At 63.8% G+C, this 13,358-nt stretch carries 16 protein-coding genes; 6 read left to right on the top strand and 10 right to left on the bottom strand.

All coding sequences use genetic code 11. The features are described from left to right. Window positions 1-36: 36 nt before the first annotated feature. The 4 genes from BUB39_RS21465 to BUB39_RS21450 all read left to right on the top strand — a co-directional run bounded on the left by BUB39_RS21465 (window position 37) and on the right by BUB39_RS21450 (window position 3,463). Window positions 37-1,674 carry a GMC family oxidoreductase gene (locus BUB39_RS21465; RefSeq protein ID WP_073057933.1) on the top strand — a complete coding sequence of 546 codons (1,638 nt, stop codon included), beginning with the start codon at window positions 37-39 and terminating at the stop codon, window positions 1,672-1,674. Between the two features lie 21 nt (window positions 1,675-1,695). Next, window positions 1,696-2,004 carry a Dabb family protein gene (locus BUB39_RS21460; protein WP_073057879.1) on the top strand — a complete coding sequence of 103 codons (309 nt, stop codon included), beginning with the start codon at window positions 1,696-1,698 and terminating at the stop codon, window positions 2,002-2,004. Window positions 2,005-2,116: 112 nt separating this feature from the next. After that, on the top strand, window positions 2,117-3,217 hold the full coding sequence (gene ribB, locus BUB39_RS21455) for a 3,4-dihydroxy-2-butanone-4-phosphate synthase (protein ID WP_073057877.1): 1,101 nt from the start codon (window positions 2,117-2,119) through the stop codon (window positions 3,215-3,217). 81 nt (window positions 3,218-3,298) lie between these two features. Beyond that, the gene (locus BUB39_RS21450; protein WP_073057876.1) at window positions 3,299-3,463 is read left to right on the top strand and encodes a DUF1328 domain-containing protein; all 165 of its coding nucleotides are present in this window, start codon (window positions 3,299-3,301) and stop codon (window positions 3,461-3,463) included. 56 nt (window positions 3,464-3,519) lie between these two features. Here BUB39_RS21450 and bla read toward each other — a convergent pair whose 3' ends face one another. The 3 genes from bla to BUB39_RS25900 form a co-directional block, all read right to left on the bottom strand. Beyond that, a complete protein-coding gene (gene bla, locus BUB39_RS21445; RefSeq protein WP_073057874.1) occupies window positions 3,520-4,416 on the bottom strand; it encodes a class A beta-lactamase in 897 nt (298 codons plus the stop codon). 77 nt (window positions 4,417-4,493) lie between these two features. Then, the gene (locus tag BUB39_RS21440; RefSeq protein WP_073057872.1) at window positions 4,494-5,036 is read right to left on the bottom strand and encodes a sigma-70 family RNA polymerase sigma factor; all 543 of its coding nucleotides are present in this window, start codon (window positions 5,034-5,036) and stop codon (window positions 4,494-4,496) included. A gap of 54 nt (window positions 5,037-5,090) precedes the next feature. After that, window positions 5,091-5,324: a NepR family anti-sigma factor gene (locus BUB39_RS25900; RefSeq protein WP_175561923.1), complete on the bottom strand. Its 234-nt coding sequence runs from the start codon at window positions 5,322-5,324 to the stop codon at window positions 5,091-5,093. Between BUB39_RS25900 and BUB39_RS21430 the strand changes: the two genes are divergently transcribed. Continuing rightward, window positions 5,240-6,292: a response regulator gene (locus BUB39_RS21430; RefSeq protein ID WP_342169566.1), complete on the top strand. Its 1,053-nt coding sequence runs from the start codon at window positions 5,240-5,242 to the stop codon at window positions 6,290-6,292. The two genes, BUB39_RS25900 and BUB39_RS21430, sit on opposite strands and share 85 nt — an antisense overlap. A 56-nt stretch (window positions 6,293-6,348) precedes the next feature. Here BUB39_RS21430 and BUB39_RS21425 read toward each other — a convergent pair whose 3' ends face one another. The 7 genes from BUB39_RS21425 to BUB39_RS21395 all read right to left on the bottom strand — a co-directional run bounded on the left by BUB39_RS21425 (window position 6,349) and on the right by BUB39_RS21395 (window position 12,174). Next, window positions 6,349-6,696 carry a hypothetical protein gene (locus tag BUB39_RS21425; RefSeq protein WP_073057867.1) on the bottom strand — a complete coding sequence of 116 codons (348 nt, stop codon included), beginning with the start codon at window positions 6,694-6,696 and terminating at the stop codon, window positions 6,349-6,351. Next, window positions 6,693-6,998 carry an ElaB/YgaM/YqjD family protein gene (locus tag BUB39_RS21420; protein ID WP_073057865.1) on the bottom strand — a complete coding sequence of 102 codons (306 nt, stop codon included), beginning with the start codon at window positions 6,996-6,998 and terminating at the stop codon, window positions 6,693-6,695. Before BUB39_RS21420 ends, BUB39_RS21425 begins: the two co-directional genes overlap by 4 nt. Window positions 6,999-7,191: 193 nt before the next feature. Further along, on the bottom strand, window positions 7,192-7,923 hold the full coding sequence (locus tag BUB39_RS21415; protein WP_073057863.1) for an aspartate/glutamate racemase family protein: 732 nt from the start codon (window positions 7,921-7,923) through the stop codon (window positions 7,192-7,194). Window positions 7,924-7,931: 8 nt separating this feature from the next. Beyond that, a complete protein-coding gene (locus BUB39_RS21410) occupies window positions 7,932-8,888 on the bottom strand; it encodes an ABC transporter permease (protein WP_073057861.1) in 957 nt (318 codons plus the stop codon). A gap of 3 nt (window positions 8,889-8,891) precedes the next feature. Beyond that, window positions 8,892-9,773, bottom strand: coding sequence for an ABC transporter permease (locus BUB39_RS21405; protein ID WP_073057859.1), 882 nt, complete (start codon window positions 9,771-9,773; stop codon window positions 8,892-8,894). A 106-nt stretch (window positions 9,774-9,879) separates the two neighbouring features. Then, complete coding sequence (locus BUB39_RS21400; protein ID WP_073057857.1) at window positions 9,880-11,160, bottom strand: ABC transporter substrate-binding protein; 1,281 nt, start codon at window positions 11,158-11,160, stop codon at window positions 9,880-9,882. Window positions 11,161-11,193: 33 nt separating this feature from the next. Further along, on the bottom strand, window positions 11,194-12,174 hold the full coding sequence (locus BUB39_RS21395; RefSeq protein WP_073057855.1) for an ABC transporter ATP-binding protein: 981 nt from the start codon (window positions 12,172-12,174) through the stop codon (window positions 11,194-11,196). A gap of 327 nt (window positions 12,175-12,501) precedes the next feature. Here BUB39_RS21395 and BUB39_RS21390 point away from each other — a divergent pair, with 327 nt between their 5' ends. Continuing rightward, window positions 12,502-13,239, top strand: a complete 738-nt coding sequence (locus tag BUB39_RS21390) for a GntR family transcriptional regulator (protein WP_073057932.1) — start codon at window positions 12,502-12,504, stop codon at window positions 13,237-13,239. Window positions 13,240-13,358: the final 119 nt, after the last annotated feature.

The raw sequence follows: 13,358 nt of genomic DNA, 5'->3' as shown, positions 1-13,358 counted from the left end.
AGTGCTCGGAAGCCGATGGAACGGCTGGAGGAAGCGATGGCGGATTACATCATTGTCGGCGGCGGTCCGGCCGGCTGCGCGATCGCGGCCCGGCTTTCGGAGGATGCCGCCGTCAAGGTGCTCCTGCTCGAAGCGGGCGGCCGGGACAATAATCTGCTCTACCACTGGCCGGCCGGCTTCGCGAAAATGACCAAGGGCATCGGCTCGTGGGGCTGGTCGACGGTGCCGCAAAAGCACATGCAGGACCGCGTGCTGCGCTATACACAGGCCAAGGTCATCGGCGGCGGCTCGACCATCAACGCCCAGCTCTACACCCGCGGCAATCGGCTTGACTATGACGAGTGGGCGCAGGCTGGCTGCCGCGGCTGGTCCTATGAGGATGTGCTGCCCTATTTCCGCCGGGCCGAGGACAACCAGCGCTTCAGCGATGAATTTCACGCCTATGGTGGCCCGATCGGCGTCTCGATGCCGGTGGCGCCTTTGCCGATCTGCGATGCTTTCATGCGGGCGGCGCAGGAGGCGGGCATTCCCTACAATCATGATTTCAATGGCGCCCGGCAGGCCGGCATCGGCTTCTATCAACTGTCGCAGAAGAACGCCCGCCGCTCTTCAGCCGCGACTGGCTATCTGAAGCCCGCGGCGACACGGCCCAATCTCAGCGTCGAGACCGGCGTCCAGGTGCTGCGGGTCGTGGTGGAACAGGGTAGGGCGGTCGGTGTCGAGGTCGCGGCCGGCAATGGCGGGACGCACATCCACCGCGCCGATCGCGAAGTGATCATTTCGAGCGGCGCCATCGGATCGCCGCGCCTGCTGATGCTCTCCGGCATCGGCCCGGCCGATCATCTCCAGTCCGTCGGCGTGCCGGTGGTCCATGATCTTGCCGGCGTCGGCGGCAACCTGCAGGACCATCTCGATCTCTTCGTCATCGCCGAATGCACCGGCGACCACACCTATGATTCCTATGCGAAATGGTATCGCTCGGCCTTTGCCGGCCTTGAATATCTGATGTTCAAAAAGGGTCCCGTCGCCTCCTCGCTCTTCGAGACGGGTGGCTTCTGGTATGCCGATCCCGAGGCGCGCTCGCCGGACATCCAGTTTCATCTCGGCCTCGGCTCGGGCATCGAGGCAGGGGTCGCCAAGCTTAAGAATGCCGGCGTGACGCTGAATTCGGCCTTCCTGCGTCCCCGCTCGCGCGGAACGGTTCGGCTTGCCTCGGCCGATCCGGCCGCAGTGCCGCTGATCGATCCGAACTACTGGGCCGATCCGCACGACGTCGAAATGTCGCTGCGCGGCTTGCGGCTTGCCCGCGAGATCTTCAGCCAGAAGGCGCTGAAACCCTTCATTCTCGCCGAGAGGCTGCCGGGCGATGGCGTCGTCAGCGACCATGACCTTTTCGACTATGGTTGCCGCCATGCGAAGACGGATCATCATCCCGCCGGCACCTGCAAGATGGGCGTTGATGCCGACGCGGTCGTCGATCCCGAGCTGCGCGTGCGCGGCATCGAGGGGCTGCGCGTCGCCGACAGCTCGATCATGCCGCAGGTAAATTCGTCGAACACAAACGCGCCGACGATCATGATCGGTGAAAAGGCGGCTGACCTTATCCGTGGCGCCAAGCCTCTGCCGAGGGCTACAATCGCGCCCGTTGAAGAAGCGCGGCCGCGAGTCGCTTGAAGAAAAGGGCAGGAAACCAGCATGATCACCCATTGCGTCTTCATCCGATATCGAGCCGATGCCAACGACGCCACGCGCGACGATATCTACAAGGCGCTGCATGGCCTTCGGCCGCGCATCCCCGGGTTGACCGGCATTGTGATCGCCGCCAATTCGAGCCCCGAAGGCCTCGACAAGGGGTTCTCGGAGGGATTCATCGTCACGTTCCGCGACGCCAAGGCGCGTGACCAGTATCTCGCCGATCCGGAGCACGCGAAGGTCGGCGCCATGATCGTGGCGGCGGCCGAGGGCGGCATTGACGGGATCTTTGTCTACGATCTCGATCACTGACGCGCGCCATTGAACAGGGTTTCAACCGGATGACGCGGCGCCGAAGCTGGCGCGGCGCGGCGGTTCGCTGCTAAGACGGCGCTCGGATCGCTTTGTCGGATGGAACCGTGTCATGTCGCTGAACAAGATTGAGGACGCCATTGCGGCCATCGCCGCCGGCGAGCTGGTGGTCGTCGTCGACGATACCGATCGCGAGAATGAGGGCGACCTCATCATGGCGGCCTCCAAGGCGACGCCCGAGAATGTCGCCTTCATGATCCGGCACACCAGCGGCATCATCTGCGTGCCGCTGACGCCGGAACGTGCCGAGCACCTGCACCTCCCGCCGATGGTTGCGAACAATCGCGACCCGATGCGAACCGCCTTCACTGTCACGGTCGACTACCGCGTCGGCCTGACAACGGGCATTTCGAGCGAGGAGCGTGCCAACACGATCCAGGCGCTTGCGAACGACAACTGCACCGCGGGCGACTTCCTCCGCCCCGGTCACATTTTTCCCTTGATCGCACGCGAGGGTGGCGTGCTGATCCGCTCCGGCCATACCGAGGCGGCCATCGATCTCGCGCGTCTGGCAGGACTGGAGCCCGCCGGTGTGCTCGCTGAGGTGGTCAATGACGACGGCACGGTCAAGCGGTTGCCACAGCTGCTCGAATTCGCGCGAGAGCATGGCCTGAAGATCGTCTCGATCGAGGATCTCATCGCCTATCGCGCCCGCACGGAGAGCTTCGTCAAGGAAGTCGACAGCTTCCAGGTTCCGGTCGGCGGCCGCACGGCAATGGCCTATGTCTACGAGACGCCCTTCGATCCGATCCAGCATCTCGCCATCGTCTTCGGCGACATCGCCGAGCAGCCCGACGTGCTGGTGCGCATCCACCGCGCCAATCCGATCACGGATCTCGTCTCGCGCGGACCGGATTCGAAGGGTTGGCTGGAAACGACGCTGCGCAAGGTCGGGACGGCGGATCGCGGCGTGTTCCTGATGATCCGCGATCCGGCGGTCGCCCGTCCGGACGGCTCGCTGCCGGGTGACGGCGAAGAGCGGCATCTCTCTGCCCGGCAGCGCAAGGAGCGCTGGCGCGAAATCGGTGTTGGCGCACAGATCTTGCGGGCGCTCCGCGTCCGGTCGATCCGCCTCATCTCCTCGCAGGAGCGGCAATATGTCGGCCTGCAGGGCTTCGGCATCGAGATCACCGGCCGGGAAAGTGGCGACTGATCTGACGTCCGGAACTCTTTGCTCTCGACCGCATTAATTGGGCGAGCGGTGCTGAGACCGCTGAAGAGACGGAGCTTCGTGATGCTGAACTGGGCTATTCTTTTTCTGATCGTGGCGCTTGTCGCGGCTGTTCTCGGTTTCGGCGGTATCGCCGGTACGGCCATCGGCATCGCGAAGATCATTTTCGTCGTGGCGATCGTGCTGTTCCTGATTTCGGCCGTGATGCATATGATGCGTCGGGCCTGATCTAGTCGATCACCTTGAATAAAAGCCCGCCGCGGGAACGCGGCGGGCTTTTTTGTTCAATCAAGAAGCGTCGCGGCGATCGCGCGGCCGATCGAAGCGATGGCGGCGTTGCGAGCGTCGAAGCTCGCCGCGGTCTCCGTGATATAGACGGCCACAAACACCGGCTCGCGTGCCGGCGGAACGATGATCGCGATGTCGTTCATCGTGCCGTGATTGCCGCCGCCCGTCTTGTCGCCGATGAGCCAGCGTGCAGGCAGGCCCGCGCGCAGCTTGGCATCGCCGGTTCGATTGGCGACCATCCACGTCGCCAGTTGCTTTTTCGAACGTGCCGACAGGACCGGACCGAGCAAGATCGCCTGAAGTGATCGAGCCATTGCGACGGGCGTCGTCGTATCGCGCGCGTCGCCGGGCGAAGCCTCGTTGAGCGCAGTCTCCCATCGATCGAGCCGCGTCGTGTCATCGCCGATCGATCGGGCGAAGCTGGTCAAACCGGCCGGACCGCCGATCGCCTTCAGCATCATGTTGCCGGCCGTATTATCGCTCGTCGTCAGCGCTGCAGCGCAGATCTCGGCGAGCGTCATGCCCTTGCCCTCGGTGCGGCGCTGGGTGACGGGGGAATAGTCGACGAGATCGCCTTGTCTGATGATGACGCGACGGCTCAGCGAGTCCGTTCCGCTATCGACCTGCCTGAGGATCGCAGCAGCCGCTAGAACCTTGAATGTGCTGCAAAGCGGAAAGCGTTCGTCGGCCCGGTGCAGCCAATGGCGCTTGCTCCCGGTGTCGAGGATCGCAACGCCCACTCTTGCCGCGAGCGAGGCCTCGATCTCGGCCAGCTTAGAATCGAGATCGCCCGAGGTGGACTTAGCGGAACCAGGCGAAGCGCCGAGAAACGGCAGCGCCACTGCGAAACCAAGCGTGGTGAGGCAGGCACGCCGCGTCAGACATGTCGCCATTGCAGATTTCCCCTTCGTCCCAGCGGCCGAATGGGGAAATCGCTGCGGTTTCCGTCATTTTGATGACGGGCGGATGATCAGGCGCGAAGCCGCATGGCGTCGGCAATTTCAAGCGCCGATTTTTCAGCGCTATCACCGCCCGGCAGGTCGACGCCGCCATTCATGATTTCTTCGAGACGCGCGCGGGCACGCGAAACACGGCTCTTGACGGTTCCGATACGGACGCCGCAGATCTCAGCCGCTTCTTCATAGGAAAAACCGCTGGCCCCGATCAGCACGAGCGCCTCACGCTGCTCGTCGGGCAGGAGACGCATGGCACGCAGGAAGTCGTCGAGTTCGAGATGGCCCGGCTGCGCAGGAATGTCGGAAAGACGACTGGCATGCGTACCTTCGGCATCCTCAACTTCGCGGCGGCGCTTGCGGACTTCGGAATAATACTGGTTGCGGAGGATCGTGACGAGCCAGGCATGCAGATTGGTGCCTTCCTGGAATTTGTCGCGATTGGCGAGAGCCCGCATGACGGTCTCCTGCACGAGGTCGTCAGCACGATCGCGGTTTCCGGAGAGCGATCGCGCGAAGGCACGCAACATGGGCAATGCCTCGACCAGTTCATTCTTCATGGATGTCTCCTCGACGCCCCGCGCCGATTGCGAAGAGGCAAGTCACGCGCGACGTCACTCGCCGCTTTTGCTGCGCTCGCCTGAATTGTCATCGATCCGCTCAAGCAGCGACATGATGTCATCCGGCAACGGTTCGTTCAGCGCATCATCGAAGACGCGGCGCAACTGACGACCGATCCAGTCTTCCTTGCCGTCGCGCCCAGGTGACAGCGCCTGCCCGGGGAGAGGCGGCTCACCCTTCACGTCCTTTTCGTCATTATTCACTTTTTCTGTCCCAGCAGTTGCCATTGCGGCTCACCCGTCATTCCAAAGCGTCGCGACCGGACCCGGTGCCTCCTCTCGGTTCGCGGCACTGTCCAATGCCCGATCCGAATTTTGGTTCCAGCGTGCTGGAACCGAAGAGCACAATATGCGTTGCTATCCCGACGCACCGTCCTTCCGAGGGAAAAACCATGCCTGATAGCCTGTCGCAGATGCTGGCTCCGCATCTGCCTTTCCTGCGCCGCTACGCCCGCGCGCTGACAGGAGGCCAGCGAAGCGGCGACGCCTATGTGCGCGCCTGTCTTCAAGCCATAATCAACGAGCCGTCGGCTATCCAACGCGACGTCCATCCCAAGGTTGCACTTTATCGTCTGTTTCATGCGATCTGGTCCGGCACGCAGTTTGGCGAGACCGGCGAGATCGACGGTATCAGCCGCCAAGAAGCAACGGCGCAGCAACGCCTTTCCGAGATGACGCCGGAGAGCCGCCAGGCTCTGCTTCTTTCGACGATGGAAGGTTTTTCGGATGCCGACACGGCCGCCGTGATGGGCGTTGAGGAAAGCGTGATACAGCCGCTGATCGCCGAGGCCCTCAGCGAAATCCAGCGCCAGACGCACACACGCGTGCTGATCATCGAGGATGAGCCGATGATCTCGATGGACCTTGCCGGGATCGTCCAGGAGCTCGGCCATGAGGTCGCGGCGATTGCGCGGACCCGTAGCGAAGCCGTCGCCGCTGCCGGTGCGGAGCTGCCCGGGCTGGTGCTGGCCGATATTCAGCTTGCGGATGGATCGTCCGGTATCGACGCGGTTAAGGACATTCTCGCCGGTTTCAGCGTGCCGGTGATCTTTATCACCGCCTTCCCGCAGCGCCTGCTGACGGGCGAGCGTCCCGAGCCGACATTCCTCCTGACGAAGCCGTTTGATCCGCGCACGGTCAAGGCTGCGATCAGCCAGGCGCTCTTCTTCAATTCGACAGCCTCAATGGCGGCCTGACCGGTCGTTTTGAGATCGGGACGACAAGCGGCCCCGGAGCAATCCGGGGCCTTTTTCTATCGGCGCCGACCGAGGCCCGAAAGAAGGCCCATGGCAAAGGCCACTGCGGCTGTGGTGGCGTCACCGGTTTCAGCCGGGCGTCTGCGCGTCCGGCCGCCATAATTGGCACTCACATAGATGATGAGACCAACCAGCACAAAGACGCCGGCCGAAATCAGCTTGGCCGTGCGAGGGCCGAGAGCGATGACGAGCGCGTCATAGCCGGCGGCTGCCGCGAAGGTGATGCCGATCAGAATGAAGACCGCGGCCAGCGCGGTCCAGGCGACCTTCTTCAGGGTCCGCGCGGTTGCCTGCGCCGCCACCGCGGTGGCGACGCTGGCAAGAGCTCCGAAAACCCCGCTCATCGGCGGCCCAGGACGGCGCCGATGACGAGGCCGATGCCGGCGGCGATCAGCACGGCCGGAAGCGGGTTGGCGGTAATGCGGCCCTGCAGGTCCTCTGCGAGCTGCTCGCCGCGTCGATGCGCGTCGTGGGCGGCGCCATAGGCGGCATCGCCAGCCCGGCTCGCCGCATCGCGCAGCGCATCAGCCCCGGCCGCTGCATGTTCCTTGGAATAGGAGCGAACGGTCTCCGTCAGGGACAACAGCTCCGCCTGGATCGCCTTGATCTGATCGGAGAGCTCGGAACCCGCGGTCTTTTCTGCCATCATGCACTCCTGTTGAATGGGTCACGCCTTGCTGCGCGCCCGGTCGCCGGTGACGGCTGCAGCGTGACTATAACGCGGCAGCGGCCGTTTGTGGTGTAGACGCCGTGCCGCCGCGGACAATTTGTCCGTCGCGGTTAAGGCAGCACCATCCTCCCGGACAATGAACGAGCCTCGCCGCGGTTCCGCTTCGTGATCAATCGCCGAGTCCGGAAAGGCGCGCGGGCAGGGACTTGCGCCGTGGCGGCGCCCATCCGCCGATCTTCGACGTGGCAAGCCCGAGCGAAACCAGGCTTTCGACGAGGCGCACGGCCGCCGAGACTCCTTCGATGACCGGAAGGCCATGCTCGCTCGACAGCGATCGGGCAAGATCTGCGAGACCCGCAGTGCCAAGGACAATCGCCTCCGACCGATCCTCGCGAATGGCGCGGTCGATTTCGGCAGAGATGCGGTCCCGCGCCGCCGAATGAAGGTCGTCGAGAGAGTGCAGCGATATTTCCGCGACGCGCACCCGAACGCAGCGGGCGCTGAAGCCGTAGCGGACGAGGTTGTGCTCGATAAGCGGCACGGTCCGCGCATGCGTCGTGATCACCGTGAAGCGGCCGGCGACGAGACTTGCAAGATGGAACGCCGCCTCGCCGATGCCGATCACCGGCGCCCGGGCGAGCGAGCGGGCCGCATCGAGGCCGGGATCATCGAAGGCGGCGATGATATGGCCGGAAACCCCGTCGCTCTCCCCGCGCGCGACCTGCTCGACAAGTCCGGCCAGCGCCAGCGCGGCCTCGACCGGCCCCTCGATCGAGGCCGGTGCGTCCGTGGCCGGAACGGCGATGACCTCGGTGCCGCGGGAAGCAAAGGCGCGACCAGCTGCCGCGATCCGTGCCGTGGTGCCGGGCGCGCTGCCCGGATTGATGATCTGAATGCGCATGAAGCGCGTTATACGCCCCGGCCGGCGTCCGATCCATGCCGACGGCGGCGGGCCTGCACGATCAGCAGCGTGGCAATGGCGGTACCGATGACGGCGAAGGAGACGGCGGTCGTTACCGTGCCGAGCGCATAGATCACTGGCGTTGTTACCGTCGTGGTGAGGCCGCGCAGGGTCAGTGGCAACGTGTTGGCCGAGCCGACCGCCTGGCTGGAACGGGCGATCTCGTCCCAGGACAGGGTGAAGCCGAATAGCGCCACACCGACCAGCGAAGGCAGGATCATCGGCAGGACGACGAAGCGGAAGGTCTGCCAGGGCGAGGCGCCGAGATCGCGCGCTGCTTCCTCATAGGCTGGATTGAAGCGGTTGAAGACCGCGAACATGATCAAAAGGCCGAAAGGCAGCGTCCAGGTGAGATGCGCGCCGAGCCCGGAACTGAACAAGCCCATCAACGTCTGGAAATTGTCCTGGATCGATGTGCCGATGAAGCCGAGGAAATTGGTCCAGCCGGTCGGGTTCTCGATGTCGACATAGTTGTCGACGAGGCTGTCACCAAAGCCGGTGATCGTCTGGTTGAAGAGCTGGAACTCGAGCGCGATGCCGAGCGACACGACGATCGAGGGCAGGATCAAGCTGGCGATCGCCGTGAAGAACAGCGTGTCCTGACCGCGGAAACGGCGGCGGAACGCATAGCCGGCGAGGATCGAGATCACCACGGTGATGATGGTCACGACGATGCCGAGCTTCAGCGAGTTCACCAGGGCGTCTACGACGTTCGGCACGCCGATGCCGGCCCATAGATTATGGAACCAGTGCAGCGAGACGCCATTCATCGGGAAGGTCATGCCGCCGCTCGGGCCCTGGAACGAGAGCACGAGAATTGTGATTGTCGGGCCGTAGAGGAACAGCACATAGAGCGCGAAGATCGCCGAGAGGACGTAGAACGTGCGCGAGCGGGACTCGGTCATCGCTCAGAGCTCCTTGCGAATGTCGACGAAGCGCAGCAGCGTCCACACGATCATCAGCACGACCGCCAGCAGCACGATCGCATTGGCGGCGGCGATCGGGAATTGCAGCGCGGTGATCTGCGTCTCGATCACCTTGCCGGCCGAGGCGATCTGCTGGCCGCCCATCAGGCCGATCGAGATGAAGTCGCCCATCACGACGGTGATGACGAAGATCGAGCCGATGGCGATGCCGGTCTTCGACAGCGGTATGATGACGTTCCAGATCGTCTGCCAGGCGCCAGCACCATTGTCATAGGCGGCCTCGATCAGCGACTTGTCGATGCGCGACATTGAATTGAGGATCGGCACGATCATGAAGACCGTGTTGATATGCACCAGCGACAGCGTCACCGAGAAGCTCGAATAGAGCAGCCAGTCGACTGGTTGCGACGTGATGCCGGCATTCATCAGCGCCTGGTTGATCAGGCCGTTGCGGCCGAGCAGCGGGATCCACGAGATCATGCGGATGACGTTCGAGGTCCAGAACGGGATGGTCGTCAGCAGCGCCAGCACGATCCGCGTCGTCGGCGACTTGATCTCGAAGACGAGGTAGTAAGCGATGGTGAAGCCGAGCACGAGGGTGATCAGCCAGACCATCAGGCAGAATTTCAGCGTCGAAAGATAAGTCCGGAACGTCGTGCAGAGGTCCGGCAGGCTCGCGAAGCACTTGTCGAAGGCCGTGACATAGTTGTCGGCGACGAAGGCCGGCGTGATCGAATAGCCGGTATAAGTCCAGAAGCTCACCATGAAGGTGATGGCGAGCGGCAGGACGAAGAAGACGAAGAAGACGAAGGCGAGCGGCGCGGCTTGCCAATAGGGCGTCCAGCGCGATTTCACGTCCAGCATGGGCGAGGTGTCTCCGTCCGTCTTGCATGTCGATCGGAGCGGTCACGATGCTCGCGTCCGCACCTTGGTCGGACCCGGCAGGCCGAAGCCTGCCGGGCGCATCAGATCAGGCGGCGATGAACTCGTTCCACTTCTGAACCATGTAGGCGTTCTCATCCATGATCGAGTTCCAGCAGGCGACGGCGCCCATGCGCGTGTCGTAGGAGCCGCCATCGCGGATCGTGCCGGCCTTTTCAAGCAGGCCGCCGTCGGGACCCATGATGTCCTTCTCGGCGGGCTTGCCTTCCATCCAGAACGCCCACTCATAGGGCTGCATGTTTTCCTTCGCCGTCTCCAGAACGGCCGCGTAGTAGCCCTGGCGGTTCAGATAGGCGCCGGCCCAGCCGGAGAGGAACCAGTTGATGAACTCATAGGCGGCGTCGAGCTTCTTGCCCTTGAGCGTCTTCGGCAGGCCGAAACCGGCGGCCCAGGCGCGATAGCCTTCCTTGAGCGGCTGGAAGGTGCAGGGGATGCCCTTGAGGCGCACGGCGGTGACGGCCGGAGACCACATCGACTGGATGACGGTCTCGCCCGAGGCCATCAGATTGACGCTCTCGTTGAAGTCCGACCAGAACGCGCGGAACTGGCCGGCCTTCTTGGCTTCGATCAAGGTGGCGATCGTCTTGTCGATCTCCTCCTTGGTCATGTTGCCCTTGTCGCCATACTTTACGAGGCCCATCGCCTCGTTGACCATCGCGGCGTCCATGATGCCGATCGAGGGGATGTTGAGGATCGCGGCCTTGCCCTTGAATTCCGGGTTCAGCAGTTCTGCCCAGCTGTCGATCGGGCGCTTGATCAGGTCAGGGCGGATACCGAGCGTATCGGCATTGTAGGTGGTCGGGATCAGGGTGATCCAGTCGGTCGGCTCGCTGGCGAAGGTCTTGCCGCGCTGCTTCTCGAGATAAAACACCTTGTGCGGCGCCGTGCCCTGGTCGCCGATGGACTTGCCGTTGACCTTGCCCTGCGTCAGCGCGGGAACCAGCTTGTCGACGAGCTTGATCTTCTTGGCGTCGATACCGACGAGGCTGCCCGAGGGGATGAGGTTCTTGAGCTGGAAATACTCGCTGTCGACGAGGTCGAACGAATCCGGCTGCGTCAGGATGCGCTTGGTGACGTCGTCGGTGGTGACGGTCACATACTCGATGTTGATGCCGAGCACTTCCTTGGCCTTGGCGGCGATGGCGGGCGACTGGTTGGTCGCCGTCGAGAGATAGCGCAGCGTGATCGGTTCGTCGGCATGGACGGCCGGGAAGCCTGTGACGACGGTGGTGCCGATGAAGCCGGCTGTAATCGCCGAGCCCTTCAGCAGCGTGCGGCGCGAGATCCCGACATTATCGGTCTTCTTCATGGGATGTTTCTCCTCTGGTGGAAGATGATGCCGCTAGGCGGCGAGCTCGTGGATATCGGCCGGATCCCAGTGGACCTTGACCGCCTCGCCAGCCTCGAAGGGGTGGCTGTAGAAGATGCGTTCCGGCACGATCGCCATCATTTCGACGCCAGTTTCCGTGGCGAGGCTGACATGGACGGCGATGCCTTGATATTCGACGTCGCGGACCACAGCCGGCGTGCCGTGGCCGCCGCTTGAAATCTGCAGCCGGTCGGAGCGGATGCTGATCTTGCGGCCCTCGTCGGGCATGATGTTGTGGCCGCCAATGAAGCGGGCGACGAATTCCGTTGCCGGCGAATTGAAGATGTCGCGCGGCGCGCCGGCCTGCTCGATCCGGCCGTTGTTCATGATGATCACGAGGTCGGCGAGCGCCATCGCCTCTTCCTGGCTGTGCGTCACATGAATGAAGGAGATGCCGAGTTCGCGCTGGAAGCGCTTCAGCTCGGCGCGCACGCGCACCTTGAGGAACGGGTCAAGCGCCGAAAGCGGCTCGTCGAGCAAGAGGATCTGCGGATCGGTGACGAGCGCGCGGGCGAGCGCCACGCGCTGCTGCTGGCCGCCGGACAATTGGCTGGGCAGGCGCGCCTGATACCGCTCCATGTCGACCATCTTCAGCGCCTCGGTGGCGCGGATCGACCGATCGACCTTGTTCATGCCCTTCATGCGCAACGGGAAGGCGACATTGTCCCGGGCCGAGAGATGGGGAAATAGCGCATAGGACTGGAACATCATCGCCGTGCCGCGCTTGGCGGGCGGCAGCGTGTTGACGACCTCGGGCCCGAGCACGATGTCGCCGTCCGATACACTTTCATGCCCCGCGATCATGCGCAGCGTCGAGGATTTGCCGCAGCCCGAGGGGCCGAGGAGGCAGCAATAGGTTCCGGCCTTGATCTTCAGGTTAATGCTGTCGACGGCTGTCGTGTCGCCGTAGCGTTTGGTGACGGATGCGAGTTCAAGATCGGCGGGGCGTGCCATCGTCGTCTCCGTTGGGGGCCAGCACCTTCAATCGCAAGTCGTGTGCCAAGCCTCCCGGATCGGCGGGCACGGCTACAAACGCCTTGCGCACCGCGGTTTTCCCGCCTTTGAGAGGTCGCAACGCGACCCTGCGCCGCTTTCATGCGCATGCACAAAGATTCAGCGTTGGAGACGATCGATTGCCTCAATCGTATACGATCGCGATCTTTGCCCGTCGCTCGCCCTCCATTATTCTTGCCGAAGCGGTTCGGCGTGAGGGCTCTTCCTGTGCCGATCCTGGAAAGGGCGACAATGCCGAGCGACGATCGCGTGGCTTCCCACTCTGCGATGGAGCGCCGTATCCCGCTGCGCAGCGCGCGGGCGGCGATCGTCTATCGCGAGCTGCTCTCGGCCATTCTCGATCACCGTCTCACGCCCGGCACGCGCCTTCCCGAGGACGAAATCGGCGCGGTCTATGGCGCCAGCCGCACCATCGTCCGCTCGGCGCTCGAGGCGCTGTCGCATGAAGGCGTCGTGCATATCGAGCCCAATCGCGGCGCCATCGTCGCTCAGCCGACCGTTGCCGAGGCGCGTAGCGTTTTCGAAGCGCGCCAGTTGATCGAGCCACGCGTCGCAAGCGCCGCGGCGGGTCGCGCGACGCCGGCTCAACTCGAGGCGCTCAGTGCGGAGGTCGAAGCCGAACATCAGGCGCTGCACGGTGGAGACCATCGCCGGGCAATCGTTCTCTCCGGCAGCTTCCACATCATGATTGCCGAGATCGCCAGCCAACCGGTCTTCGCCGGCTTCGTGCGCGAACTCGTCGCGCGCTCCTCGCTGATCATCTCGCTCTATTGGCGACGCAAGGAGGCGACCTGCGCGACGCCGGCCCATGGTGCCCTGATCGCGGCGCTCGCCGCGGGCGATGCAGCGGGCGCGGCCGCGCTGATGGAGGCGCATATCGTCGATCTTCTCGGCGGGCTCGATCTCGTCGAGCATCCCGCGGCGCCGGCCTCCCTCGCCAAGCTGTTGATCGCGGATGGTCCTGTACGCGAGGCGGGCTTGCCAGCCCGTTCGTCCTTGCCCTAAGCCGCGCTTCGTCGCGATGCGTCGAACCGTAAGCGTTACCGTCAATCAACGCGCTCAAAGACCCACGCCGTGGGTCGTGTCGGCTTGCCGACGGGCGCACGGCGCAACCTTACGGACCT

The sequence above is a fragment of the Kaistia soli DSM 19436 genome (assembly GCF_900129325.1).
Lineage (GTDB): Bacteria > Pseudomonadota > Alphaproteobacteria > Rhizobiales > Kaistiaceae > Kaistia > Kaistia soli.
Note: the sequence above shows the minus strand (reverse complement) of the source record. Positions and strands in the feature narration are given on the sequence as shown.